The 22,847-nt window shown below is 66.3% G+C and carries 20 protein-coding genes and 2 pseudogenes; 12 read left to right on the top strand and 10 right to left on the bottom strand.

Annotated features, from left to right (window positions below; translation table 11 throughout):
* Positions 1–20: 20 nt before the first annotated feature.
* The 5 genes and pseudogenes from ACIHCQ_RS39965 to ACIHCQ_RS39945 all read left to right on the top strand — a co-directional run bounded on the left by ACIHCQ_RS39965 (position 21) and on the right by ACIHCQ_RS39945 (position 4,534).
* Positions 21–221: a hypothetical protein gene (locus ACIHCQ_RS39965; protein ID WP_399673751.1), complete on the top strand. Its 201-nt coding sequence runs from the start codon at positions 21–23 to the stop codon at positions 219–221.
* Between the two features lie 4 nt (positions 222–225).
* Positions 226–354, top strand: a pseudogene (locus tag ACIHCQ_RS39960) (IS5/IS1182 family transposase); the annotation flags it as partial.
* Positions 355–822: 468 nt separating this feature from the next.
* Positions 823–2,736 carry a GMC family oxidoreductase gene (locus tag ACIHCQ_RS39955; protein ID WP_399673749.1) on the top strand — a complete coding sequence of 638 codons (1,914 nt, stop codon included), beginning with the start codon at positions 823–825 and terminating at the stop codon, positions 2,734–2,736.
* Between the two features lie 66 nt (positions 2,737–2,802).
* Positions 2,803–3,945 carry a ferritin-like protein gene (locus tag ACIHCQ_RS39950; protein WP_399673747.1) on the top strand — a complete coding sequence of 381 codons (1,143 nt, stop codon included), beginning with the start codon at positions 2,803–2,805 and terminating at the stop codon, positions 3,943–3,945.
* A gap of 22 nt (positions 3,946–3,967) precedes the next feature.
* Positions 3,968–4,534, top strand: a complete 567-nt coding sequence (locus tag ACIHCQ_RS39945) for a hypothetical protein (RefSeq protein WP_399673745.1) — start codon at positions 3,968–3,970, stop codon at positions 4,532–4,534.
* A gap of 51 nt (positions 4,535–4,585) precedes the next feature.
* Here the strand turns inward: ACIHCQ_RS39945 and ACIHCQ_RS39940 are convergent, their stop codons facing one another.
* Complete coding sequence (locus ACIHCQ_RS39940; protein WP_399673743.1) at positions 4,586–5,407, bottom strand: transposase family protein; 822 nt, start codon at positions 5,405–5,407, stop codon at positions 4,586–4,588.
* Positions 5,408–6,060: 653 nt separating this feature from the next.
* On the opposite strand from ACIHCQ_RS39940, the gene ACIHCQ_RS39935 reads away from it, so the two are divergent.
* The 3 genes from ACIHCQ_RS39935 to ACIHCQ_RS39925 all read left to right on the top strand — a co-directional run bounded on the left by ACIHCQ_RS39935 (position 6,061) and on the right by ACIHCQ_RS39925 (position 11,812).
* Positions 6,061–8,913, top strand: a complete 2,853-nt coding sequence (locus tag ACIHCQ_RS39935; protein WP_399673741.1) for a tetratricopeptide repeat protein — start codon at positions 6,061–6,063, stop codon at positions 8,911–8,913.
* 256 nt (positions 8,914–9,169) lie between these two features.
* The gene (locus tag ACIHCQ_RS39930; RefSeq protein WP_399673739.1) at positions 9,170–9,652 is read left to right on the top strand and encodes a DinB family protein; all 483 of its coding nucleotides are present in this window, start codon (positions 9,170–9,172) and stop codon (positions 9,650–9,652) included.
* A 399-nt stretch (positions 9,653–10,051) separates the two neighbouring features.
* On the top strand, positions 10,052–11,812 hold the full coding sequence (locus ACIHCQ_RS39925; RefSeq protein ID WP_399673737.1) for an NAD(P)/FAD-dependent oxidoreductase: 1,761 nt from the start codon (positions 10,052–10,054) through the stop codon (positions 11,810–11,812).
* Between the two features lie 395 nt (positions 11,813–12,207).
* On the opposite strand, the gene ACIHCQ_RS39920 is transcribed toward ACIHCQ_RS39925, so the two are convergent.
* Both ACIHCQ_RS39920 and ACIHCQ_RS39915 read right to left on the bottom strand, forming a co-directional pair.
* Positions 12,208–12,639 carry a DUF4145 domain-containing protein gene (locus ACIHCQ_RS39920; RefSeq protein ID WP_399673735.1) on the bottom strand — a complete coding sequence of 144 codons (432 nt, stop codon included), beginning with the start codon at positions 12,637–12,639 and terminating at the stop codon, positions 12,208–12,210.
* Positions 12,640–13,838: 1,199 nt separating this feature from the next.
* The gene (locus ACIHCQ_RS39915) at positions 13,839–14,057 is read right to left on the bottom strand and encodes a hypothetical protein (RefSeq protein WP_399673733.1); all 219 of its coding nucleotides are present in this window, start codon (positions 14,055–14,057) and stop codon (positions 13,839–13,841) included.
* Positions 14,058–14,359: 302 nt separating this feature from the next.
* On the opposite strand from ACIHCQ_RS39915, the gene ACIHCQ_RS39910 reads away from it, so the two are divergent.
* Complete coding sequence (locus ACIHCQ_RS39910; RefSeq protein WP_399673731.1) at positions 14,360–16,111, top strand: SIR2 family protein; 1,752 nt, start codon at positions 14,360–14,362, stop codon at positions 16,109–16,111.
* A gap of 35 nt (positions 16,112–16,146) precedes the next feature.
* Here the strand turns inward: ACIHCQ_RS39910 and ACIHCQ_RS39905 are convergent, their stop codons facing one another.
* The 3 genes from ACIHCQ_RS39905 to ACIHCQ_RS39895 all read right to left on the bottom strand — a co-directional run bounded on the left by ACIHCQ_RS39905 (position 16,147) and on the right by ACIHCQ_RS39895 (position 17,704).
* Positions 16,147–16,308, bottom strand: a complete 162-nt coding sequence (locus ACIHCQ_RS39905) for a hypothetical protein (protein ID WP_399673729.1) — start codon at positions 16,306–16,308, stop codon at positions 16,147–16,149.
* A 397-nt stretch (positions 16,309–16,705) separates the two neighbouring features.
* Positions 16,706–16,972 (bottom strand): hypothetical protein, encoded by a 267-nt coding sequence (locus tag ACIHCQ_RS39900; protein WP_399673727.1) that lies wholly within the window; start codon positions 16,970–16,972, stop codon positions 16,706–16,708.
* Between the two features lie 54 nt (positions 16,973–17,026).
* On the bottom strand, positions 17,027–17,704 hold the full coding sequence (locus tag ACIHCQ_RS39895; RefSeq protein WP_399673725.1) for a hypothetical protein: 678 nt from the start codon (positions 17,702–17,704) through the stop codon (positions 17,027–17,029).
* Here ACIHCQ_RS39895 and ACIHCQ_RS39890 point away from each other — a divergent pair.
* Positions 17,689–17,841, top strand: a complete 153-nt coding sequence (locus ACIHCQ_RS39890) for a hypothetical protein (RefSeq protein ID WP_399673723.1) — start codon at positions 17,689–17,691, stop codon at positions 17,839–17,841. The two genes, ACIHCQ_RS39895 and ACIHCQ_RS39890, sit on opposite strands and share 16 nt — an antisense overlap.
* A gap of 753 nt (positions 17,842–18,594) precedes the next feature.
* On the top strand, positions 18,595–19,305 hold the full coding sequence (locus ACIHCQ_RS39885; protein WP_399673721.1) for a DUF3800 domain-containing protein: 711 nt from the start codon (positions 18,595–18,597) through the stop codon (positions 19,303–19,305).
* A gap of 341 nt (positions 19,306–19,646) precedes the next feature.
* On the opposite strand, the gene ACIHCQ_RS39880 is transcribed toward ACIHCQ_RS39885, so the two are convergent.
* Positions 19,647–20,246: a TetR/AcrR family transcriptional regulator gene (locus ACIHCQ_RS39880; protein WP_399673720.1), complete on the bottom strand. Its 600-nt coding sequence runs from the start codon at positions 20,244–20,246 to the stop codon at positions 19,647–19,649.
* Positions 20,247–20,439: 193 nt separating this feature from the next.
* Between ACIHCQ_RS39880 and ACIHCQ_RS39875 the strand changes: the two genes are divergently transcribed.
* Complete coding sequence (locus ACIHCQ_RS39875; protein WP_399673718.1) at positions 20,440–21,807, top strand: epoxide hydrolase family protein; 1,368 nt, start codon at positions 20,440–20,442, stop codon at positions 21,805–21,807.
* A gap of 15 nt (positions 21,808–21,822) precedes the next feature.
* On the opposite strand, the pseudogene ACIHCQ_RS39870 reads toward ACIHCQ_RS39875, so the two are convergent.
* The 3 genes and pseudogenes from ACIHCQ_RS39870 to ACIHCQ_RS39860 form a co-directional block, all read right to left on the bottom strand.
* Positions 21,823–22,035, bottom strand: a pseudogene (locus ACIHCQ_RS39870) (ATP-binding protein); the annotation flags it as partial.
* A complete protein-coding gene (locus ACIHCQ_RS39865; protein WP_399673768.1) occupies positions 22,035–22,298 on the bottom strand; it encodes a hypothetical protein in 264 nt (87 codons plus the stop codon). The pseudogene ACIHCQ_RS39870 and the gene ACIHCQ_RS39865, both read right to left, overlap by 1 nt.
* A gap of 120 nt (positions 22,299–22,418) precedes the next feature.
* Complete coding sequence (locus tag ACIHCQ_RS39860; protein ID WP_399673716.1) at positions 22,419–22,757, bottom strand: ArsR/SmtB family transcription factor; 339 nt, start codon at positions 22,755–22,757, stop codon at positions 22,419–22,421.
* Positions 22,758–22,847: the final 90 nt, after the last annotated feature.

The following is a 22,847-nucleotide window of genomic DNA, read 5'->3' as shown; positions in this document are numbered from 1 at the left end:
CCGACGTCGCTGGCACGGCCGTGCCGGCGTACGCCACCAGCGTGCCGGGGGTCTTCGCCGCCGGAGACGTGCGGTACCGCGGGGTGCGTCGCATCGCCATGGCCGCGGGAGAGGGAGCGGCGGCCGCGCTGGCCGTCCACAACTACTTCACCGGCCGCGCCCAACTACTGCAGATGGATGGCGACACGGCCAACGCGGCGCTGTGCGCCTACTACGCCTAACTAGGCCCGGGCTCTCGTCGAACGCGGCATGGCACGGCTGAAGTCCTGGCGCATTTTCCGCAGGTCACGCATCAGCCCCAAGCGCATGACCGTCATCGCCAAGGCCGTCCTCACCCTGGAGAGGCAACGCTGAAAAGGGCTCACTGATTACGCCCGAACGGTGGGTTTACCGACAAGATCCCCGCTGCGATAGAGCGGAATGACAGCGCCATATGCAAGCCTCGCGCTGAGGCCCCTCCCGTGATCCCCAGTGGATCACGAGCGGCGTCAGATGTGGTCAATCACAAAACGGAGGGTGGTCCTCGTATGCGACGTACGCGGATAATCCGACAATGCGGTGAGTGGCCGCAGTTGGCGGCGGGACCCGCTGGGGATCGCGGGAAGCCCTTAGCGGTTCATCGGTGGGCGCCGCGATACTTGCTTGCTTTAGTTCTCCAGCTTGAACTCGGATCCTGAGCTGGTTCTCTATTACTAGTGGCAGCGACGGGCCTCCCATAGTCATTTAATCACCATCCATTCTGACGGCAGGTCAGGTCTGTTCACCGGGCTGTTCCGCCCGTTAACCGGGGTGAGGTCACCCCAGACGCGACAAGGGGCATCAATGACGTCTTACGACGATACAGACCCGGTGATCTTCCCAGCCGGTGCCGCGACGCAGACCAGCGCCGCAGAGGCTGCGCAAGGCGAGTGGGATGCCGTTGTCGTCGGTGGCGGCATGGCAGGTTCCATCGTCGCCGAGCAGCTGAGCCAGGCAGGCTACAGGGTGGTGATTCTCGAAGCCGGCCCCGGCAAGGACCTGGACCTCGCCGAGTACGAGTCGTACCTGTCGCGGTTCTACGGCGCGGTCATCAAGGACAACCAGTCTCCGTACCCGTTCAACCCGAATGCCCGGATGCCCAGGAGCACCGACACCATGCCGGTGCGTCCGAACACACCCCGAGACGACTTCTACCTCGTGCAAGAGGACAAGTACTGCACGGACACCACCTTCACCCGGGTCCTCGGCGGCACCTCCATGCATTGGGAGGGGAAAGCGCTGCGCATGCTTCCCGAGGACTTCGACCTGCGCACCAAGTACGGCCAGGGCCTGAACTGGCCGCTCAGCTATGACGACCTGGAACCCTACTACCAGCAGGCTGAGGCCGAACTGGGCGTAGCCGCCGAAGTCGAGGACCAGACATACCTGGGAATGCATTTCCCGGAGGGATACGTGTTCCCGATGCACCGCATGCCGCCGTCCTATCTCGACCAGACGGTCGCCCGGGGCGTGGACGGCATGCGGGTCACCCTGGCGGACGACGATTACACACTCCAGGTGCGGAGCTTTCCGCAGGCCCGTAACGGCGTGCCAAACGCCGCGTACGACGGCGGCACGGGCTTCGTCCCGGTCGGTGCGGTGAGCACGAGCCAGGTGGAAGAGGGCGAGCGCTGCCAGGGCAACACCAACTGCGTCCCGATCTGCCCCGTGCAGGCCAAATATCACGCGGGAAAGACGCTGGCCAAGGCGCTCCGCAAGGGCAACGTCAAGATCGTGACGCAAGCCGTCGCGTCCAAGGTCGAGATCGACGAGCATGACAAACGGGTGACCGGGATCACCATTAAGAACTACGAGGCGCTCGACTCCGACAGGTACGAGAAGTACACGGTGAAGGGCGCCGTCTACATCCTGTGCGCGCACGCCATCGAGAACGCCCGGCTCATGCTGGCCTCCGACATGCAGCGTATGAGCCGCAGCAAGCTGATCGGCTGCAATTTGATGGACCACGCGTACCTGCTGTCCTGGGGCCTGCTGCCCAAGCCGGCCGGCACGATGCGAGGCACAACCTGCACGAGCGGGATCACCGACCTGCGCGGCGGGCGATTCCGCGGCACCCAGGCCGGATTCGGCGTGGACATCCACAACGACGGCTGGGGGTGGGCGACCGGCTCGCCCTACACGGACCTGGTCGAACTCGTGGACAAGCGGGGCCTGCGCGGGCCGGAGTTGCGCAGGACACTCGGGAACCAGATCTCCCGGCAGCTTCTGCTGGCCTTCATGATCGACCTGCTGCCCGACAGGGACAACAGGGTCACCGTGGACGACCGATACAAGGATGCCATCGGCAACATGAAGCCGGTCGTGTCGTTCAAGATCCCGCCCTACACCATGCGCGGCGCCGCGTTCGCCCGCAAACTCGCGACCGACATCTTCGAGAAGCTCGGCGCCGAGGACAGGACCACGTACGACAAGGACCGCTACAGCGCCGTCGAGCACGACGGCCAGTGGTACAACATCGTGGGCGGCAACCACCTGGCGGGCACTCACATCATGGGGACCGACCCGGCGAACTCTGTCGTCGACCACACCCAGCACTCGTGGGACCACGAGAACCTCTACCTTGTCGGGCCCGGCAGCCTGCCCTCGATCGGGACATCCAACATCAGCCTGACCATGGCGGCGCTCGCCTTCCGCAGCGCGGCCCACATCGTCAGGCACCTGCGTGCCGTGAAGGCGCCGGCCGCCGTCCGCAGGTAGACGGCTCACAGGTCGGCGGATTGAACGCGACACCGCCCACCGTCCACCGCCCACGATTGAGAGAACATGTCCGTTCCAGAATCAGACCCCGCTCCGGACCCCAAGATCCAGACCATCGAGGAGCTACACGAATACCTCTACAAGGGGCTCCAACTGGAGCATGCAACGCTCCCGCCCTACCTGACCGCGCTCTACTCGCTACATCCGGGTAAGAACTCGGATGCCTGGCATGTCATCAGGGTCGTGGCCGTCGAGGAGATGCTGCACCTCACCCTGGTCGCGAACGTCATGAACGCCGTGGGCGGGACGCCGGACCTCACCAAGCCGAACTTCGTGCCGAATTATCCGACACGCCTGCCGTGTGGTCCCGACTACTTCAAGGTGCATCTCCGGCCCTTCTCGCACGAGGCTCTCGACACGTTCCTGAAGATCGAGAAGCCCGCGCAGGCAGATACCGAGGAAGACAGGTTCGTACCGACGGACTGGACGGCCCTTGGACTGACGTCCGACGGCGCGGCGCCGCCACCGGAGGAACTAGCGGAACTCGAGGAGTCCGGGACAATCCTTGGCCTCGTCCCCGGAGAACCCACCAAGCGTTTCTTGAGTATCGGTGAGTTCTACGAGGAGATCATCCGGGGCATTAACCACTTGGAGGACCAGGCCCGTAAGGCAGGAAAGACGATCTTCACCGGCGATCCCGCTCGCCAGGTGACTCCCGAGTACTTCTACTCCGGTGGCGGCGATGTGATCAAGGTGACCGGCCGCGACACCGCAGTCGCGGCGCTCACCCTCGTCGCAGAGCAGGGCGAAGGGCTGCACGGCGGCATCTTCGACAGCCAGGACGAGATCGCCCACTACTACAGGTTCCAGCAGCTGGACAAAGGGAGGTACTACCAGAAGGGCGATAAGCCAGGCGAGCCTTCCGGCCCGGATCTGAACGTCGACTGGGGTGCCGTCTATCCAGTGAAGCCGGACATCAAGTTGGCGGACCTCGCGGGAGACCCGGAAGTCCTAGCGGCGGCCAAGGAATTCAACCAGTCCTACGTCACCTTCCTGACCAGCATCAATCTGGCCTACAACGGTCAGCCCGACCTTCTACTCAAGGCGGTTTGGGAGATGTTCCGTATCCGCGACAGTATGAACCGACTCGTCCGCAACCCGCTCACAGGGCATCCAGGGGCGAACGCCGGCCCGACATTCGAGCTGTAAGACCGTCGACGGAGGCGGGATCATGACGCAAGGAACGAACGCAGAAGAGAAGCTGCGCAATTTTGTGAAGTTCTCTGCCGCTGTGACCGGATTCAGCGAGTTCGACCTATGGGGAACTGGTCAGGCGGAGGTGTACTACAAGACGGCGGTGAATCAAGAAGGGCCGGATGCGATCGAGAAGGCGATGGCATCCGATCCCTCTGTTGCCCCCGCCGATCCAGTGGTGGGAAGCATCATCAAGCTCTGGTATGTCGGCGTCTGGTATGGCCCGGAACTGGCGGGACGCATGGACGTGGCGGCCTGGACGGCGTCCGGGCGGAGCGGAGCGAAGCCCGCCGTCCCGGATGACAGCCAGCCCGAGGGAAGCCGGTCCTGGCAGGCCATGTCCGGACAACACCAGGCCGGGGAAGATCGCGCGCACGGCAGAGACGGACGCAAACCCCCGTTCGTCGTCTCCCCCGACGCCTACGCCGAGGGGCTGTTGTGGCGGGCCATCGGCGCGCATCCATCCGGCGCGAAGGCGCCGGGCTACGGGTCGTGGGCCAATCCGCCCACATTCGAGGACTGCCAAGAGGAGGAAGTGTCATGACCAGCACTGAGGTCTTCTCGGTAACGTCTCGTGACGGTTCGTGATCTTCGTTCAGGTGGTGCGTCCGGTTTCCAGCTGGAGCAGGACGAGGGCCGCGCGGGCGATCCTGGTGATGGCGGTGGGGTCGAGGCTGACCCGGCGCAGGGCCTTGAAGGTGACCTTGAGCAGGGCGTTGGCCCGTTCGGCGACGCCGTGGATGCCGCGGATGACCTTGTTGAACGTCTTCTGTCCGGTGGTGAGTTCGCGGCCCTGAGGCTTCTTGGCCGGGTGCCGGAAGCCGGGGCCGGCGTTCTCGTAGCCGAGGTCGGTCAGGGTGGGGATGTCCAGGATGGTCGCGAGCCGGTTGAGCGCGGCGATCAGGCCGTGGGCGCGGGCGCAGGTGGTGTCGTGTTCGCGGCCGGGGCGGACCGGGGAGACCCAGAGGGGCCGGCCGTCGGGGGCGAAGATGACCTGGACGTTGCCGCCGTGGTGTTTGTGTTTTCCGGACCACCAGAGGTCGGCTTTGTTGGGGCCGGGTGCGGCGACGCGGTCGGTGCGGATGACGGTGCCGTCGAGGTTGAGATGGGTGTATCCGGCGGCAGCGGCACGTTGCAGGGCGGTGGACAGGTCCGGGGCGTGATCGGCCAGGGTGGTCAGCCCTTCGTGGAGGTAGCGGTACGCGGTGGGGAGCGATATCCCGTTGTCCCGGGCGAGTTGGGACAGTCGCGCGCCGTCGATGAACCAGCGCAGCACGAGCACGGCCTGTTTGAAGACGCCCAGAGAGCGGGTGTTCTTGCGGGTTCCGAGCCGTTCGCGGTGCTCGCGCAGGAGTCGGGCCAGGGTCTCGGCGGTCTCCCTGCGGACATCGAGTACAGCGGTGTAGCTGATACTCAACGGCGCGGCGGAGCACGAGGAGGACCGACCACAGGGCATCCAACTCCCACGCGGGCAGGGGCAGCAAATGGCCTGCGAGCCTCGCAGATCTCACAGGTTCGCCCGGCCTGCGTGACACCGCTCCTGGGTCACCTGGATGGGCCAAATGGTCTTCAGGATGTCCAGCAACGGCATACAGGGGATCTGGCACGATGGTCACAATTTCGCAGATAAGGGGGAGATATGACGGGACGAACGCAGGCATGGGTCGGTGGCGCAAGTTTTGTGGTGACCGCGGTCGTGATGGCGGTGTACCTGGCCACGGTGGGTCTGGAGAAGGCAGGCATGTGGGCCACGGTGCTGGGGCTGTTCTTGAATTTGGCGTCCTTGGTTGCCACGGTGAGCGGGATATGGCGCGAACGCCGCGCTCCCAGCAGGCAGTCGGTGCACGGCAGCGCTGTAGGCGGGGGAATTACGCAGGTCTCCGGGACGGGTGGGAACGTACGTATCACCCGCCGCGGCCCCGCTGTCGCGCCCTCGGGTCCTGTGTCTCCCACTTCGCCTTCCGGAACGGTGGCACCGGAGACCGACGGGCAGTCGGTGCGTGACACGAGCACGACGGGCCCGGTCGATCAGGTACAGAACACTGGCGGAGACGTCGATATCGAGGGCCCATGAGCGGTCTGGCCCGTATCCCCGGGTGGGGACCGATTCGGCGTAAACAGGTCCCGCCGTCCGCTCCGGCGGCGCTGGTACGGGGCCGCGGGCAGTGGGTAGCCGGCTCGGAGGTGCACGGGCCGGTGGTGCAGGTCGGTGACACGACCGGCGACGTGAACATCATGGTCAGCACCGAGCAGGAGCTGTACCGGGTGGATGCCTTCCCCTTCTACCGGCCCTCGCTGACGGTAGAGCGGGCCCGCACGCAACCGGCCCGGCTCCTGCAGGCCCGCTACGCCGTGGCGGACTTCGCCGGGCGCAGCACCGAGCTGGAGCAGCTGGCAGCCTGGCGCGACGATGCAAGTGCGGCCTCGATTCTCCTGCTGCACGGGCCGGGCGGGCAGGGCAAGACCCGGCTGGCCTCCCATTTCGCCCGCCTCAGTCGGGAGCACGGCTGGCAGGTGCTCCAGGTCCTCCATGCCAGTGACCCCCCATTCCCCGCAGGCCGGGCAGGCCCGGTGGCTGACGGGGCTAGCGGAGGCGGGGCAGGCGGAGGCGGGGCAGGGGTGCTGCTGGTGGCCGACTATGCCGAGCACTGGCCGACGGCGGAGTTGCTGACGATGCTGACCGACGCGACCTTGCAGGAGCAGCAGGCCCGGGTGCTGCTCCTGGCCCGTCCCGCCGGCGTCTGGCAGACGCTCGCCTACCGTCTGGACCGCCTTGATCTGCCCGTCGCCGCCCTGCCGCTGGGTCCGCTCGCCGACGACCCGGACACGGATCCCGAGACATTGTTCACCGCTGCCCGGGACCGCTTCGTCGCCGCCCTGGATCTCCCTGGCAGCCAGAACGTCGCCCCACCCGAGGCCCTGCGGGATGGTCCCGGGTTCCGGCAAGCCCTGTCGGTGCACATGGCCGCCCTCGCCGCTGTCGACGCCCACCACAGCGGGGCGCCCGCCCTGCTGGACACCCCAGAGCGGGTCTCCGCCTACCTGCTGACGCGGGAGCGTGCCCACTGGCAGACCCTGCACGCCAACGGCCGTGTCCGTACCACCGCCGATGTCCTCGCTCATGCCGCTTACACCGCCGCCCTGACCGGCGCGGTGTCCTACGACCACGGCCGGGACGCTCTCACAGCGATCGGAACATGCACCTCAGACCAGGCCGACCAGGTCCTCACCAACCACGCCGTGTCCTACCCGACCGCCTTGCCGCGCACTGTTCTGGAACCGCTGCACCCCGACCGGCTTGCCGAGGACTTCCTCGCCCTGACCACCCCCGGCCACACCGTGGACAGCTACACCCCCGACCCCTGGGCCACCACGGCACCCCAGCGCCTCCTCTCCGCGGTCTCACCTGGCAGCCCAGGTGAGATTGCGGAGACACCCGTATGGACCCGCGCCGCTCTCACCTCCCTGATCGCCGCAGCCGCCCGCTGGCCCCATCTCGCCACAGGCCAACTCGCCTCGCTGCTCACCGCACACCCGCAGCTGATACTCCATGCTGGCGGCGCCGCACTGACTGCCCTGGCCGACATCGAGCACCTGCCCACGGACGTCCTGGAAGCAGTCGACGCCCACCTGTCGGAATACCGGCAGACCGACCTCGACCCCGGTGCGGCCGCTCTGGCCGCCCGCCTCGCCCCCCAGCGGCTCGCCGCCGCCAGCGACCCCGCCAAACGCGCCCGCGTTCTCCGCAGACTCGAAGCCCGCCAGTGGCGTGCCGGCCTCCACCATCAAGCTCTCGCTACCGGCCAGCAGGCCGTCGGCATCTGGCGGGACCTCGCCCAGCGCCATCCCGTCGCGTACGCCGATCTCGCCACGGCTCTGTCCAACTTCGGACTCCACCTGAGGGCGGTAGGACGACACGAGGAAGCCCTGGCCACTGAGGAGGAAGCGGTGGTAATCCGTCACCGCTTCGCCCAAGCCGACCCCGCTGTCCACGGCCCCAACCTCGCGGAGTCATTGATCAACTTCGCACTGCACCTAGAAACATCAAGACGACACGCTGAGGCTCTAGCCACCACCGAATGGGCGCTACGCGTCTACCGGCAGCTTGTCGAGACCGACCCCGCCACCTACGAACCCGGCCTCGCCACCGCCCTGAACAACCTCGGCGTCCACCTCGCGGGAGCCGGGCGGCACGAGGACGCCTTGGAGCCCACCGAGCAGGCCGTCGCCATCCGGCGCCGCCTTGCTCAGGCCAACCGCGCAGCCTACGAGCCCGACCTCGCCACCTCCCTGTCCAACCTCAGTGCGCTCCGGGCCGTGACCGGGCAACGGGAAGGAGTCTTGGAAGCCGTGCAGGAAGCGGTGAGGATCCGTAGCCGCCTCGCCCAGGCCAACCCCGCCGCCCACGGCTTTGATCTCGCCTCCGATTTGAACAATCTGGGCGTTCACCTGGCAGCGGTCGATCGGCGAGCCGAGGCCCTGGCCGCCTCCGAAGATGCGGTGAAGGTCTTCCGGCAGCTTGCCGAGTCCAACCCCGTCGCCCGCGAGCCTGACCTGGCGAAGGCGCTGCACAACCTCAGCATCGACCTGGCCGCGGCCGGGCGGTACGAGGACGCCTTGGACGCCACCGAGGAGGCCGTCGCCATCCGCCGCCGCTTCGCACACCGCCTTCCCGCAGCATACGAACCCGACCTCGCCCGGTCGCTGGGAATGTCCGCCCGGGTACGGGTGGAACTGGGGCGAGACCTGCGCGCCGCGCTGGAAGCAGCACAGGAGGCCGTGGAGATCTACCGACGCCTGGCCCAGGCAGAGCCTCTCCCGTACGACACTGACGTGCGTACCTTCCTGAACGTCCAAGCCGACATCCTCGATCGGCTCGGCCGCACCGAAGAAGCCACCCGCATCCGCCCACCACAACCATGACCCTCAACGGCGAACCGACGAAATACGGGCGCCGCAGTGACGAAATACGGAGGCCAGTCTGCGGCCGGTCCTGCCGCTGCTGAAACCAGTGACGTCTCGCAGTGAAAGTTGAGCGTTGTCAGCGAAGATTGGTGACCGCTAGGTTTTCTCACCGAAGGTTGAGTGATCGTTTAGGGCTGGCTGTCTGGGAGACGGTGGGGGAACCGGTACGCGCGTACGGCGATCCCGTGCTCAGCGCCCGTGATGGGAGACTCTGATGGGCTCGTTCGATGTGCCGTTGGATGACGAACGCACCCAGCTCGATGCGTTCGTCAAGGAGTATCGGAGCGCCCTCGAGGTAACCCTCGACGGCCTCACCGAGGAGCAGGCCCGCCGCCGACTCGTCTCGTCGGCGACAACGTTGCTCGGGCTGCTCAAGCACGTCACGTGGATGCAGCGGGTGTGGTTCGAGGAGTGCGTCGGCGGCACATCCCGTCGGGAGCTCGGCTTGGTTCAGAGCCCGGACGAGTCCTTCCGGCTCGCCGACGACGACACCGTCGCCTCCGTCACGGCGGCCCACCGGGAGGCCTGCGCGACGGCCCGGGCGGTGGTCGCCGACCTGCCGCTGGACACCGTCGTGACCGGCCACCGTGCCGGGCCGCGCACGCTGCGCTGGGTGTACTTGCAAGTCCTACGCGAGCTGGCCCACCACTGCGGGCACGCCGACATCCTGCGCGAGCAGCTACTTGCCGCCGACTGAGTTCTGAGACCGGACCTAAACACTACCTGCGCGAGAAGGCGCGGTTCCGTCAGCAGTCCGCGAACGATGTTGCCCAGGAGCAGTCACTCAACCTTCGATGAGAATCGCTTGACCTTCGCTGCGACAGGTCAACCAGGCACCGGGTTCCCAAGCTGCAGGGGCGGCTGCTCTTCAGCTCCCCGGCATGGTGCGTTCCGAACGCCGGGCAGTCGAGCGCAGACTCAATGGCCAGGGGATGAAAGGCTGACTACCGGATTTGCGCGTACGCCATGTGGTGTGCGAGCCGTGTGGTGGGATGCATGGGGTCATGAAGAGAAAAGACCGTCTCGGCCTGCACAGCACGTGCGCCGCCTTGGCCAGGCTCATCGCGCCCGCGGAAGAACTCTGTCGGGGGAGTGCGTGATCGTGGAGCGTCCTGCCCCGCCGGTAATGTTGGTGATGCATCCAGAGGCTGCTCTACGGCAGCGGATTACCGAGCTAATCAGAGACTGGTGTGACGCGAGCATCCTGGTCCTTGGCGTGCCCAACTACGGCGAGCTCCGAAAGACGCTGAAGGGTGGGATCAGAAAAAGAGAGACAAAGCAACGTCTCCGTGTGGTGGCCGTCCTAGCCAACCGCACCTCCTGGACCACTGATCAGCAGAAAAGCACTAGGAGGCTTATTAAGGAATCGCTTGGCTACAAGAGTGTGCTTGCGGAATTGCCCACTGACGATAAATTCAAGACGCCCCTTCCTGTAGGCGGAAGGGTAAGCATCTTCCTTGAGGATAGCGAGGAGTGGAAGTTTCAGCGGGACATCGAGGAGTTGTTCCGCGACTGGACTCCAGACGATTATGAGGTTTCCTTCGAAAGGAAGGGAGGGAGCCCGTCGGCACATCTACACAAATTTCTCTTTCAGGCAGGAATTTCCTACGAGTGGAGGGACATTCCTGGTTCCGACGGCGATTCCGGCATCACCGCGAAACTCAACGACGAAAAAGCGGAGCCGTTTCCTGCGACGCTCGGCGAGCTCTATCAACGCCTGATCCTAGGGGGAAAGGTTCCCCCTCGCCTGAACCGTCCGTTCGATCTCGTCATTGTGGGCGCGGGGCCGGCGGGTCTCTCCGCTGCGGTGAGCGCGGGGATGGCGGGGCTCAGCACGCTCGTGATCGAGTGCGAGCGGCCGGGTGGGAGCGCGGCGCTGTCCATTAACCGCATCGAGAACTACCTTGGATTCCCGGGTGGGGTGACCGGAACGAAGCTGGCCAAGCTGGGGGTCGAGCAGGTTCAGGATCTCAAAGGGGTCGATCTCTGTCCCACGGTTAAGGCGATCGGCATTGTGGAGGACGACCCTCGGTACCGCATCAACGTGACGGGCGCCGACGGGACGTCTGACGTGTCCGCGGGGATGATTCTCATTGCCTGTGGGCAAACGCCTCGCCGACTGGAGAAGGATGTCGACGGAAAGCGTACGGAACTGAATCCCCTCGGTCTGGACGTCCGATACCTCATTGAGGCCCATCATGCGATTGACGTCGGAAACACCACGGACATCGTCATCGTGGGCGGCGGCGATACGGCGGGCCAGGCCGCCCTCCTCTACAAGAAGGCCGCATGCAACTCAGTGCACATTGTGACCACCGAGTTCGACATGGCTGGCAAGCTACTCGACGAACTCCGCGACGAGCAAATCCCCGCTGAGGATCAGATGAGCGTCGTCGATATTGTCGACCAAGGGGGGAAGGTCGAAGTGCAGGTCCTCCCTTATGGAGAACCAGCGAGCTCTATGAGAAGACTTCAGGCTAACCGCGTGCACGTGTTGATCGGCGGCACGCCGAATACGGGGTGGCTCAAAAAGGACGAACTGTCGTTCGTCGAGATGGACGAAGAGAATTACATCAGGACCGACAACTACCTGGGGAAGCCACAGTTTCCATTCATGACCAGCCGCCCAGGTGTTTTCGCCGTGGGGGACGTACGCGTTCATGCACGGCGGCGGGTAGGGCAAGCCGTGGGACAGGGGGTGGCGGCCGTGTCGGCGATGGAGGAGTGGCTGGACCGGAAGGAGGGCGGGGTCCACACCTGGGAGCGGGTCCTGTCAGTGCAGCAGCCGAGCTTGTGGCGCAAATGGCGTGAAGCGAAGAAGCAGGTGGAGGACAGGCCGGACGCCGATCCGGCTTAGGGCGCCGGACCGGCCCGGCAGTGAAGCGTCAACCAGGGTGCGCGGTCGGGCGCGCCTCATGCGGGCTGACCGGTGCAATGACGACGACCTCGTCCGCGTCCCTCCAGGGAAAGGGAATCTGCCTAACTCAACACGGGACCCTCACCAGCCCAGGGCCACAAAACCGCAGGTAGACGATCGTCGGTAGCCCTCAACGGCTCACCCATCAAAGCTCGAAAGGCCACATGACGGTTCCCAAGGGGGAGCGCCGGGCCCGCTGGCTACGGGTGGATACGAGGGTGGATATGCGTTGCTGCCCGGGTGGCAACCGGTGGCTACGGCGGTGGCTACGATGCGAAACCCCCCGCCCAGCTGCGATGCCGGGGACGGGGCGCTGCGCGCTTTGAGGTGGACCTTCAGAGAGTCTGTCGGAACTGTTCGCGGCGCTGTTTGCGTGCTTCACGATGTGCGGCACGTTCTTCGGGCTGTACGTAGATGAGGAACACGGCCTCCTCGATGAGGGATGCCACGTCGCTGACCTCTTCGTCGGAGAAGATCAAGCCGTCGTGAAGGCTCCAGTTGCCCAAGAGGCGGGCCTCATCGAGATCACGTACAACCTCTGCCGTCGCGCCGTTGTTGGCCAGGTCGGCGATCTTCTCTTTGAGGTTCTTTCCCGTTGCGCCTCGGTCTTTGCAGATCACCTCAACCGCGGCTCGGTACATTGCGGCCGCGGCCCGGAGAGCCCCTGCCTCCTGGCATCGGGTGGCCTCGCTGAACAGACCACGTACCTCCTCCGGGGCTGCGTTGTTCAACAGGTTCGCGTCGCGCCTCGGGTGAACGAGGACCACGAAACGAGCCTTGGAGTCTCCGTTCTTGATAGCGGCGGCAAAGGCCTCGGCGTCGGCTCTCGGGGGCAGATCGGGGCCCCAATGCTGGTGAAGCACAGATGTCTTGCGGCATCGCTGGCATGACAGAACATGTTCGATCACGCGGAAGACATCAGGTTTCACAGGTGGGACGTGCATGGCGGGCCCGCTGAAGTCGGCGCCGCTCCTGCCAGGGCCGAGGGGGCTTTCCACCAGGGTGGGCGCAGGACGAACTGGAGGAAGCTCTCCAGGACGCTGCCGAGCGCAGCGCCAACGGCGAGCTACCCGAGATCACCGCCCCGCTGTACGACACCGCGCCGCCCAAGCGCCAGCCTCAGCCCCTCCGGGCGGTCCGGGCAGCCGGATAGGCCGGCTCTCCAACGTCCGCGCATCACCACGGCGCCGCCCCCACGGGAGCGGCGCCACCGGCTGCAGTTTGCAACGCCGTGGAGGAGCGGACCCGGCCTGATGGCCGGGCCCTTCGTCATCCCTACGCCGATCGCTTCCGCAAGGTGGGCGGCCGGTCAACGGTGCTGTTGGCGAGCATCCGCCGGACGGTCTCCGGGTACTTGCCGAACTTTCTGCCGACGTGCAGCATGATCGACGAAGGCCCCGGCACCGTGGTGGTGTCGAGGCCTTCGGGAGTGTCTGGTGCTACCGCGCCATCAGCCAGGCGATGATGACGCCCGCTCCCCAACTTCCGAAAGCGCTGACGGCTCCGTAGAGAAGCCTGAGGCGGATCTCTCGCCGATGGCGTTCGATACGTTCTCGCAGGTCAATCCGGGTCATGACCCAGTCGCGGGCCGCTCGCGCCCTATCTGCGCAGAACTTGCTAACCTGTTTCACGTGCAACGCATACTCCTTAAGTGCTGGGTGATGTGTTGACGCGTAGAGGAGCCCTCCCGACCCACTGGCCTAGGAAACCGAGTCGGGGCTGCAGGGCTCTTTCTGCGTGTTCGGGAGAGTCTACTGGCGACGTGCGGGCAACTTGTAACGCTGATTCCCTCCAACGCGGGCAGCGCGGCGGGCCGTTGGTAGGCAAGGTGTAGTAAGGCCGGGGCGCGGCCCAGCCGGAGTGGTTTCGGGAGTAGTCAGAGCGTCGGCCCGCGCTAATCCATGTGACCCTCGCCACGTATGGACGGTTACAGAGTGCTACACGCCACCTGGCCGTGGGGGCCCGGTTACGCGGACCGCTTCCGCAAGGTGGGTGGGCGGTCGGTGGTGTTGGCGAGCATCCGCCGGACGGTCTCTGGGTGCCAGTGCTCCCCGCGCTTGGGCCGCTGTCCCTCGGTGCCGAGTGCGGCCGCGATCTCGCGGCACGACAGCTCGTCCTCGTCCCGGAGTTGGCGGGCGCGGCCAGGCCGGGTGCGTACCTGGCCCAGGCGGTCGCCCAGCCGCATCCGTACGTCAGCCAGCCGAGAGGAGTCGTCTGGGCGGGCGGCTCTGCCCCGGTCCGTGCCCCGTGACGCGTGTGGCGGTCGATGGGATCCGAGTGGAGCTCGCGCCGAATTCGGCCACGGCGGCGCGTCTGCGGATCGACCGGTTATCGTCATCATGACGAGATGATGCGGTAGGATCAACACCCGTACCGGGCAGTGCCTTTCGCCGTACGGGGGCACGACTGCCGGGCGGAAGAAAGTGTGCCGTGGGAACGGATGACGCCGCAGGCCGCAGCGGAGCGATGGCACCAGGAGCCGGGAGTGTGCTGGATGCCCGGATGTCGCTCGCGCTGAATGTGCACACGTGCCCTGGGGTGTACGCGGTGCTGCTGGGCGCCGGGATCTCCATGGCCTCCGGCGTGAAGACCGGTTGGGGCATCGTGCAGGACCTGATGTCCAAGGTCGCAACGGTCCACGACCCTGACTCGCCCGACGCCGGTGCTGCCGCTGCCGCCGACCCAGAAGGCTGGTGGGAGAAGAAATTCGGAGAGCCGCTGGGCTACTCGCGGCTCCCGGCCGAGACCGCACCGACGCCAGCGGCCCGCCAGGCCGTCCTCGCCGGATATTTCGAGCCTGCGGACGGCGAGGACAGTGGCAAGGAGCCCACCGCCGCGCACCGGGCGATCGCCCGGCTCGTCAAGCGCGGCAGTATCAGGGTCATCCTGACGACGAACTTCGACCGCCTCATGGAGCGGGCCCTGGAAGGGGTGGGCATCTCACCGCAGGTGGTACGCGACCACCAGATCGATGCCATGAAGCCCCTCGCGCACAGTCAGGTCACCATCATCAAACTGCACGGCGACTACGCCGACCTCGAGCAGCGCAACACCGTCGACGAACTGGGTGCCTACCCCGAGGCGCAGCAGCAGCTGCTGCAGCGGGTGCTGGACGACTACGGGCTGATCGTGTGCGGCTGGTCGGCCGACTGGGACAAGGCTCTGGTGAGAGCGGTGGAAGGGACCAGGTCCCGGCTATACCCGATGTTCTGGGGCCAGTTCGGACGGATGAGCGAGTCAGCCAAGCGGCTGACCACGCAGCACTCCGCCGCCGTCATCGACGGCGTGACCGCCGACGAAATGTTCACCGACCTGGAGCGGAGGGTCGAGGCGCTGGACCGCATAACGGTCACCCCGATCACCCGGGACACGGCCGTCGCCCAGCTCAAGCGCTTCCTTCCCGACCCGGTGCGCCGCATCGAGATCCACGACCTGATCGACCAGACCGTCTCTCAGGTCATCGACAACTCCAGCGGGAAGAGGCGCCCACCGACCGGGCCCGTCTTCGCGGAGAGCATCCGCGGTTACCGCGCCGACTGTGACAGTCTCCTGCACCTGCTGGCGAATGGCGTCTTCCACGACGACGGCACGTACAACGCCCTCTGGCAGCGCGTCGCCGAACGGCTGAACCGGCTGCGCGGCAGCGACGCTGGGTACCAGGATCTGGAGAGGCTGCGGCAGTACCCGGCACTCCTTGCCACATTCACCATGGGCATCGCCGCGATCCTCAGCCGCCGCGAGGAGTTCCTGGCCCCTCTCCTCACCCAGCCGACCTGGGTGCCGCCCATCTCCAACGGGCAGCGCCAGACACCAGCCATGTACCTCAACCCGCTGGACATCATCAACAGCGACTCCATCAACGAGGTCTACCGCTTCCACGGAAACATGCCCCACCACTACCCGCAGAGTCACTGGATCTGTGAGGAGCTACGCGAGCCGTTCCAGCTCGTGGAACCGGATGACGACGCATACCGTGCCGCCTTCCACCGCTTCGAGTTCCTGGCCTCCATGATCGCCATGGACACCGAGCGCCGGTTTTTCGCCCGCCCGTGGACCGGCGAGTTCTTCCTGGAGTCGGTCTGGGGACACGACGGGGTAGGCCTGGCGCCAGACATCACCCGGGAGATCAACGCTTCCTGGCCACTGCTCCAGGCTGGGGCTTTTGGTGGCGAGGTTGAGCGTGCTGAGAAGGCCCTCGAGGCGCTCACGTCGGCCCGGTCCCAGCGGCCTCGGGGGTGATCCGCGCGGCGTACGGGTGCGCCGACACTGGTTCGTCAGTCGATGCCGAGGGAATCGTTGACGGCCTGGCGGGTGCGGTCGACGTCGGCGTCCGTGATCGCTTCGTCATCCTCCACGGTGCTCAGCCACTCCGTGATCTCATTGGGGTGCCATCGGTTGAGGTCCGCAGGGATCTCCAGGGAGCAGGTGTCGGGCACGGTCTTCCTCCATGGTGTGGTCTTGGTGCGGTCGCCCGGTTCAACGGCCGTAGCCGACAACGATGCCGACGTTGGCCCGTACGGCAATCTCTCGGCAGACAACCCCACATGCCTACCGCATAACGCGCCTACTTGAGAAAACGGGATGTAAGGCACACAACTTCTCAGCCCTCGACGGGCTCCAGGCGCTCTTTGCGCGGGTGCGACACGGTCACCGTGGGACGCGTGGGCAGGTGGCCTTCTTACGCAGGGTTTGGGCGCGGCTGGTGCACCAGCGTGAGCAGAACTCGCGCGGGGGCGGGTGGAGTCGGGCAGGGCGCACACCAGGCAGTGCCCGGGGGCGATGACCGGGGCCAGGCGCTCAAGGAGACGCCGGGCGCGGTCTTCTTCCTCCCGGTCATACGGGACGACGTCGGCCGGGCAGCCGACGAGTAGTTGGGCGAGGACAGCGCGGAGGGCGGCAGGCCCCGAGCAGGTCTACGTACTCTTCGACCGGCCAGGTGGCCAAGACACCGGAGCGCGTGAAGTAGAGACCCAGGGTGTCGATCCGGAACCGGTCGCGGGTGTAGAGCAGCAGGTAGCCGAGCAGCTGCCACGCGACGTCCTTGCGGAAGACGTGCGGGTGCCTGGTGCTCTTGAAGTCGAGCAGCAGGCCGTCGACCACAATGTCGGTGTCCGCGGTGATGCGGGTGCCGGGGAACGTCGGCCGGGATAGAACCTAGGCAGCATGAACAGCGCTGCGGATGGCCATGTCGACGCGGCGGTCGTCCGCAAGCTCGCGCAAGTGGCGGGCGCCGTGCGGTTGCGCGCGCAGCGCAGAGGCGACGACTGCCGCGGCGTGCCCAGTCAGCGTCGACATCCAGTTCTTGATGTCGCTCTGTGGTTTCCACCGGTCCCAGCGGCCGTCCCAGTCGCACATGCCCTGGACGGCCGTATCGAGCAGGTCCCACTGGTCCTCGCCTGCGGCGAGGCGGGCCACGTCGAGCAGCCACCACACCGCCCGGTCGGCCTCCTGCCAGCTGGGCCAGTCGCCGCGGTCGCCTACGGCGTGCCCGGTAAGGGCCCGTACCACGGCAGCCGTCTGCTGGCGGTTGGCGAACAGCACGGTTTCGGCGGTGCTGACGCTCAGCTGGGTGACGACGTCCAGGTACAGCTCGTAGCTGCCGGGCTGGTCGGCCGCGAGGGTGAGCAGCTGGGCGGCGGCGGTGTCGTCTTCGCCGTTGGCCTCTTCCAGCAGTCGGTGGGCGCGGGCGATGGGCAGTTCGCTGTGGGGGCTGGTCTCGCGTGTGACGAGGTCGAGGAAGGCTGCGATGTCCTGGGGCCGGTGGTCGGGGTCGAGCTGAGTGGCCTGGCGTACGACGCCGTACCACGGTCCGGGCGGTGGCAGCAGCGGCACGACTGCTGACCGGCGGCGCGGTCTCCTCCCCGGTCATGCAGGTCCCAGAGATCAAGGCCGCAGAACCCGGACGCTTCACCGAACAGCGACGGGCGAGGTTCGCCGCCCAGATGGCCAACCTCGCCCCCACCGGCTGAACGCCCCGCCGAGGACCCTCCCAGGCTCTCCAGCGGGTTCCTGACCTCGCGAAGACCCCAAGGCGCCGCACTCCCCGTGCGGCGCCTTCTTCATTCCCGCCCCCACCCGAGCCGGTAGCACTAGGTAAACCGGCTTGTTCTGGGGGAGCAGAACAAACGCGAGGCGCTCCGCCGCCGTGCCCGACCGCGATCGGCGGGCGGGCGGTAGCACCAGGTGAACCGGTTTGTTCTGCTCCTCCAGAACAAACCGCGACTACTCGGGCCGCAGCCGATCCATGCAGCAGCTGTGCATGGATCTCGCCCGGAACATCGGCCTCAGGGACCAGCGGAACAGTGGTTGGCGGTAGCGGCTCTTCCGGTTCGCGCGTCTCACGAACGACCGGCTGTGAAGAGATCGTGGTGCGGGTCCAGACGAGCGTTGACCCGAAATCCGTGGCCCTCTCGGGTGCCTCCCGGCATGCTCTGGAAATGAATGCTCCCCTCACCCTGTCGTCTACGCGGACGAGTCCTCGAACTCAGGGCAGAACCTGCTTGACCCGGATCAGCCCGTGTTCACGGTGGCCGGGGTTCACCTTTCCGACCGAGCTGGCTGCGTCCATCGTGGACGAGGTCCGTGCCCAGCTCCCACCGACCCAGGGAGAGCCCAAGTACGGCTCCCTCGCTCGGTCGTCGCGGGGCCGGAAGGCTCTGATGCGGGCCTTCGAGCAACTGCCCGAGGGGAGCACCCGAAGCTCCCTGGTACACAAGCCATTCATGGTGATGACCAAGCTGGTCGACGTCCTCGTCGAGCCGCTGGCGCACGCGGATGGATTCAACCTGTACGAGAACAAGCAGGCACTGGCTCTGGCGCAGCTGTTGCACATGTGCGGGCCGGTCTTCGGGGATGCCGCTGCCTACCGCCAGATGCAACAGGCCTTCGTGGACTGGGTGCGTCAGCGTGTCTCGACCGACGACCTGTTCGCTGCCGTGGCTGCGTACAAGAAGTCGATCCCGGTGCAGCACAGCGACTTCGCCCAACAGATAGAGCTACTGGAGTACTGCCGGGGCGTGGCCGATGAGACCGCGGCCGACCTCGCTGCTGGCGAGCAGCGCGATCTACTCGACCCGGCCGTGACCTCGATCTACTGCCTGTGCGTCAGCTTCAGGGAATCTCTGGGGCAGTTCCGCCTCGTCCACGACGCGTCAAAGGTGATCGACCGCCACGCGACAACGCTGAGTAGGGCGCATCTGCTCCCGGACCCGGCCCGTACTGGGCACCTCAGCCGGCCCGCTGCCACTCAGATCGACTTCGCGGACAGCAAGGCCCACCCGCAACTTCAGCTGGCGGACTGGGCGGCCGGCGCGGTACGGCAGTGGGCGGCCCACTTGGCTGTGGGCGGCGGCGACCGGTTCGCGCAGGACTTGGAAAGGGTTGTGCGGCCCTGGGTGGTCGAAGCGATCTGGCCGTCCGGTCCGGAGAGCTGAGCTGTCCGCACGGCGCGCAGTGTGCTCGGCCCCCCGGATACGCGGAACGGTCTCTCAGGACCCCGTTGCAGAACCTGGCGGTTCTGAGAGGAGTTCCGAGATCGGCGACCAGCGCGAACGCGACCATGCGGCGGTCGAGCGACCCGGTCTCTCAACCGGTCATTTGCGAGAAGTCGGCGACGGGCCTGAGAGGGAGGCAGTCTGCGCGGGCACACTCTCCAGCCGCACCGTGCCACTCACATCGTCGCGATCACACTGTTCTCACCGGATTCTTGGCGGGGTGCGGTGTCGATGTCGTGTCCGGAGCAGGACGATCCGCGGCTCCGCTCGAGTGCTGCGGGTCAGGGCTGGTCGCCCACGAGAGCAGTTGCGCGCGTCTCGGGAACTCCCAGCATCAGCAGGCTCGTGATCGTCGCTGCTCGGGCGCCGAGGGTCCCGTTCGACAGGTCGCTGTCCGCGATGCTGAACACGACGCCGTAGGCAACCTGGCTCAGAATGCCCGCCGGCAGGTGCTGTGCGAACACGTCGCTGTCCTGGCCCCGTTTCACGAGGTCGGCGAGGAGCTCGTCGACTGGCCCGAGCAGGCCGTGGATCGCCTCGCCGTACTCGCCACGGCGCAGCGCCAGCAGCACTCGGTACCGGTGCGCCACCGGCCAGAGGCGGGCGATGAATTCGGCCCACGCCGCGTCCGCTCCTGCGTCGGAGGCGTTGACTTCGGTGAGCACGGCTGTCATCTCGGTGACGGCCCGTTCCGTGAGTGTCCGAACCAGGTCGAGGCGCGAGGGGAAATGGCCATAGACGGTGCGACGGACGACGCCGGCAGCGGAGGCGATGTCGCCCATGCCGGCGTCGGGGTTCTCTCCCAGCAGGTTGAGGGCGACGTCGAGGATGCGTTCGCGTGTCTCGTTCATCGAGCGCACACGGGAGGACTCGGTGGGCACGACATCATTGTTGCACACCACTGCGCAATGAAGTACGTTGCACACCAGTGTGCAACGGAGAGTTGCGCTGTGCTTCGAAACCCAGGAGAAGAAGGCAATCGCCCCGGAGGGGGACTGGGCGGACTGCGGGCCAACATTGGCCGCGAGCCCTCGGTCACCACCATTACCGACGACAACACACCTCGCTATGTGAATGAAAAATCACATCTGTGGGACCAGGCTCACCACGCATTGGTTACACAACTGGCCAGTCTGCGAAGGAATCCAGAACAGTCTGGCCCTCAGGGAAGCAGGTAAGTCAATGGAAAATCTCAGCAGGCGAAAAGCCCTGTCCTTCGGCGTCGCACTCGGCCTCGTGGGCGTGGCGAACCCCGCCCAGGCGTGGGCGTCGACGGGCTCGGTGACTGGAGCCGACGCGGGGACGGCCCTCGTCCGCCCGTTCACCGTCTCGATCCCGAATTCGGAGATCAACGACCTGAAGCAGCGACTGGCCAGGACTCGATGGCCGGATCCGGAAACGGTGGGCGACTGGTCGCAAGGGGTTCGCGTAGAGAACGCCAGATCTCTGGTCGACTACTGGAAGCGCGGCTACAAGTGGCGGCGCTTCGAGTCCGAGCTCAATTGCTTCCCTCAATTCCTGACCGAGATTGATGGGCTGGACATCCACTTCATCCATGTCAGGTCCAAGAACCCCAACGCGATGCCGCTGGTACTCACGCACGGATGGCCGGGCTCGATCGTCGAGTTCCTGAAGCTGATCGGCCCGCTGACGGATCCGGTTTCGTTCGGAGGAGACGCCGCCGATTCATTCGACGTCGTCGTCCCGTCGCTCCCCGGGTTCGGGTTCTCCCAGAAGCCCACGGAGACCGGGTGGACCGTATCGCGCATCGCAAGCGCGTGGGTGGAGCTGATGAAGCGTCTCGGCTACACGAGATGGGCCGCGCAAGGCGGCGATTGGGGTGCCGTCGTCACCACCGCCCTCGGGGCCATGCAACCTGAGGGACTTCTCGGAATTCATCTGAACACCCAGTACGCCTTTCCCGCACAGATACCCGACACCTTGTCGCCCGAAGAGCGCTACGCCGTGGAGACCCTCGCCCTCTACAACGGCGATCTCGGTGGGTCGAACCACCTTCAGCGCACGAAGCCGGAGACTGTCGGATTCGCCCTGGCGGACTCTCCCGCTGGTCAGGCAGCCTGGATCTACGAGAAGTTCCAGTCCAAGACCGACAACCACGGGCTCGCCGAGGACGCCCTCAGCATGGACGACATGCTCGACGCGATATCCCTCTACTGGTTCACCAACAGCGCGGCATCGTCCGGCCGCATCTACTGGGAGAACAAATCGGGCACTCTCGCCGGCCCGAAGCTGACGCTTCCGGTCGCGGTGACCGTCTTCCCGAGGGACATCCCACGCCTGCCACGAAGCTGGATCGAAGACACCTACAGCAATCTGATCCACTACGGCGAGGCCGACAAGGGCGGGCACTTCGCGGCCTTGGAACAACCCGAGATCCTGGTCAGCGAAATCCGCACCGGCCTGCGCACCCTTCGTTCCTGACGCCAACGCGCGATCTCAGGAGCGCACGCGTATCACTCGGGCTTCACTGAATCGACAACCCGCGTCCGCGGCCGCCGCCATCTGTTCGGCGCGGGCGCGGGTGGCGGCCAGCCGGTAGGAGTCGGTGCCGGTCTCGATGATGTTGCCGCCGAACGTCAGTCGGTCCACGATCGCCGCGCAGAGCCTTGGATCCGTAAAGGTTTTGGTCCAGCCGCCAAAGGATTCGTCTACATCTGGCCCTTGCTCGTCGGTCTCGGCAGCGGCATCGCGCAGGCCGCCATTCCGGTCCTGGTCACCGGCTCCGTCCCACGCGAACGGGTGGGCGAGGCGAACGGGGTCAACACGATCATGCGCAACGTTGGTTCGGGCGTGGCCGGGCAGGTGTCGGCGGCGATCCTCACGGCGAGCGCGGTCGGCGCGGCTCCCCAGGACTCCGGCTTCGCGATCGCGTTCGCCGTGGGCGGGGCAGGCTGCCTGATCGCCCTGGTCACCGGCTTCGCGATCCCCGGCTCGCACAAGCGGCGGCACTCGCTGCGGGCGGTGCCGGCGGACGTCGGCGCCCAGGAGGTCAAGGCGCCGGCCGCGCTGCGGTCCGGCGTCGGTGGCCGGGGTCAGGCGGCGGTGCTGCCGCTCTTCTCCTCGTCGGACTCGTCGACCGCGGCCAGCACCGCGTCCAGGAGGCCCGGGAAACGGGAGTCGAGATCCTCCCGGCGCAGGATGTGCAGGATGATGCGCCCGTCGCGGCGGGCCCACAGGACGCCGCTCTCCCTCAGTACCTGCCAATGGCGGCTGGCTGTGGACGCCGAGACGTCCGGCAGCACGGTCGAGCAGGTCAGCTCCTCACCGCCGGCGAGCCGCTTGACGATTCTCAGGCGCAGCGGATTGGCGAGCGCGTCGAGAACGGACTGGATGAGCAGGTCCTCGCGAGCGGGGTGAGCCAGAGCCTTCATACCTCAATTGTACGTGACCTTGTGAACAGGCGGACGAACGGGACGGTCGGCCCCCGGGTCGCGGTTGTTGCCCGTACACCCCCATGGTTC

The organism is Streptomyces sp. NPDC052236 (genome assembly GCF_044548015.1).
In the GTDB taxonomy this organism is placed as follows: domain Bacteria; phylum Actinomycetota; class Actinomycetes; order Streptomycetales; family Streptomycetaceae; genus Streptomyces.
The sequence above is the reverse complement of the archived record's forward strand: the minus strand, read 5'-3'. Positions and strand labels throughout refer to the sequence as shown.

Excerpts from the sequence above, each read along its gene's own strand:
- ACIHCQ_RS39955 (WP_399673749.1), top strand. The coding sequence starts at position 823 with ATGACGTCTTACGACGATACAGACCCGGTGATCTTCCCAGCCGGTGCC.
- ACIHCQ_RS39950 (WP_399673747.1), top strand. The coding sequence starts at position 2,803 with ATGTCCGTTCCAGAATCAGACCCCGCTCCGGACCCCAAGATCCAGACC.
- ACIHCQ_RS39945 (WP_399673745.1), top strand. The coding sequence starts at position 3,968 with ATGACGCAAGGAACGAACGCAGAAGAGAAGCTGCGCAATTTTGTGAAG.
- ACIHCQ_RS39935 (WP_399673741.1), top strand. The coding sequence starts at position 6,061 with ATGAGCGGTCTGGCCCGTATCCCCGGGTGGGGACCGATTCGGCGTAAA.
- ACIHCQ_RS39930 (WP_399673739.1), top strand. The coding sequence starts at position 9,170 with ATGGGCTCGTTCGATGTGCCGTTGGATGACGAACGCACCCAGCTCGAT.
- ACIHCQ_RS39915 (WP_399673733.1), bottom strand. The coding sequence starts at position 14,057 with ATGCGGCTGGGCGACCGCCTGGGCCAGGTACGCACCCGGCCTGGCCGC.
- ACIHCQ_RS39885 (WP_399673721.1), top strand. The coding sequence starts at position 18,595 with ATGGTGATGACCAAGCTGGTCGACGTCCTCGTCGAGCCGCTGGCGCAC.
- ACIHCQ_RS39875 (WP_399673718.1), top strand. The coding sequence starts at position 20,440 with ATGAAAAATCACATCTGTGGGACCAGGCTCACCACGCATTGGTTACAC.
- ACIHCQ_RS39860 (WP_399673716.1), bottom strand. The coding sequence starts at position 22,757 with ATGAAGGCTCTGGCTCACCCCGCTCGCGAGGACCTGCTCATCCAGTCC.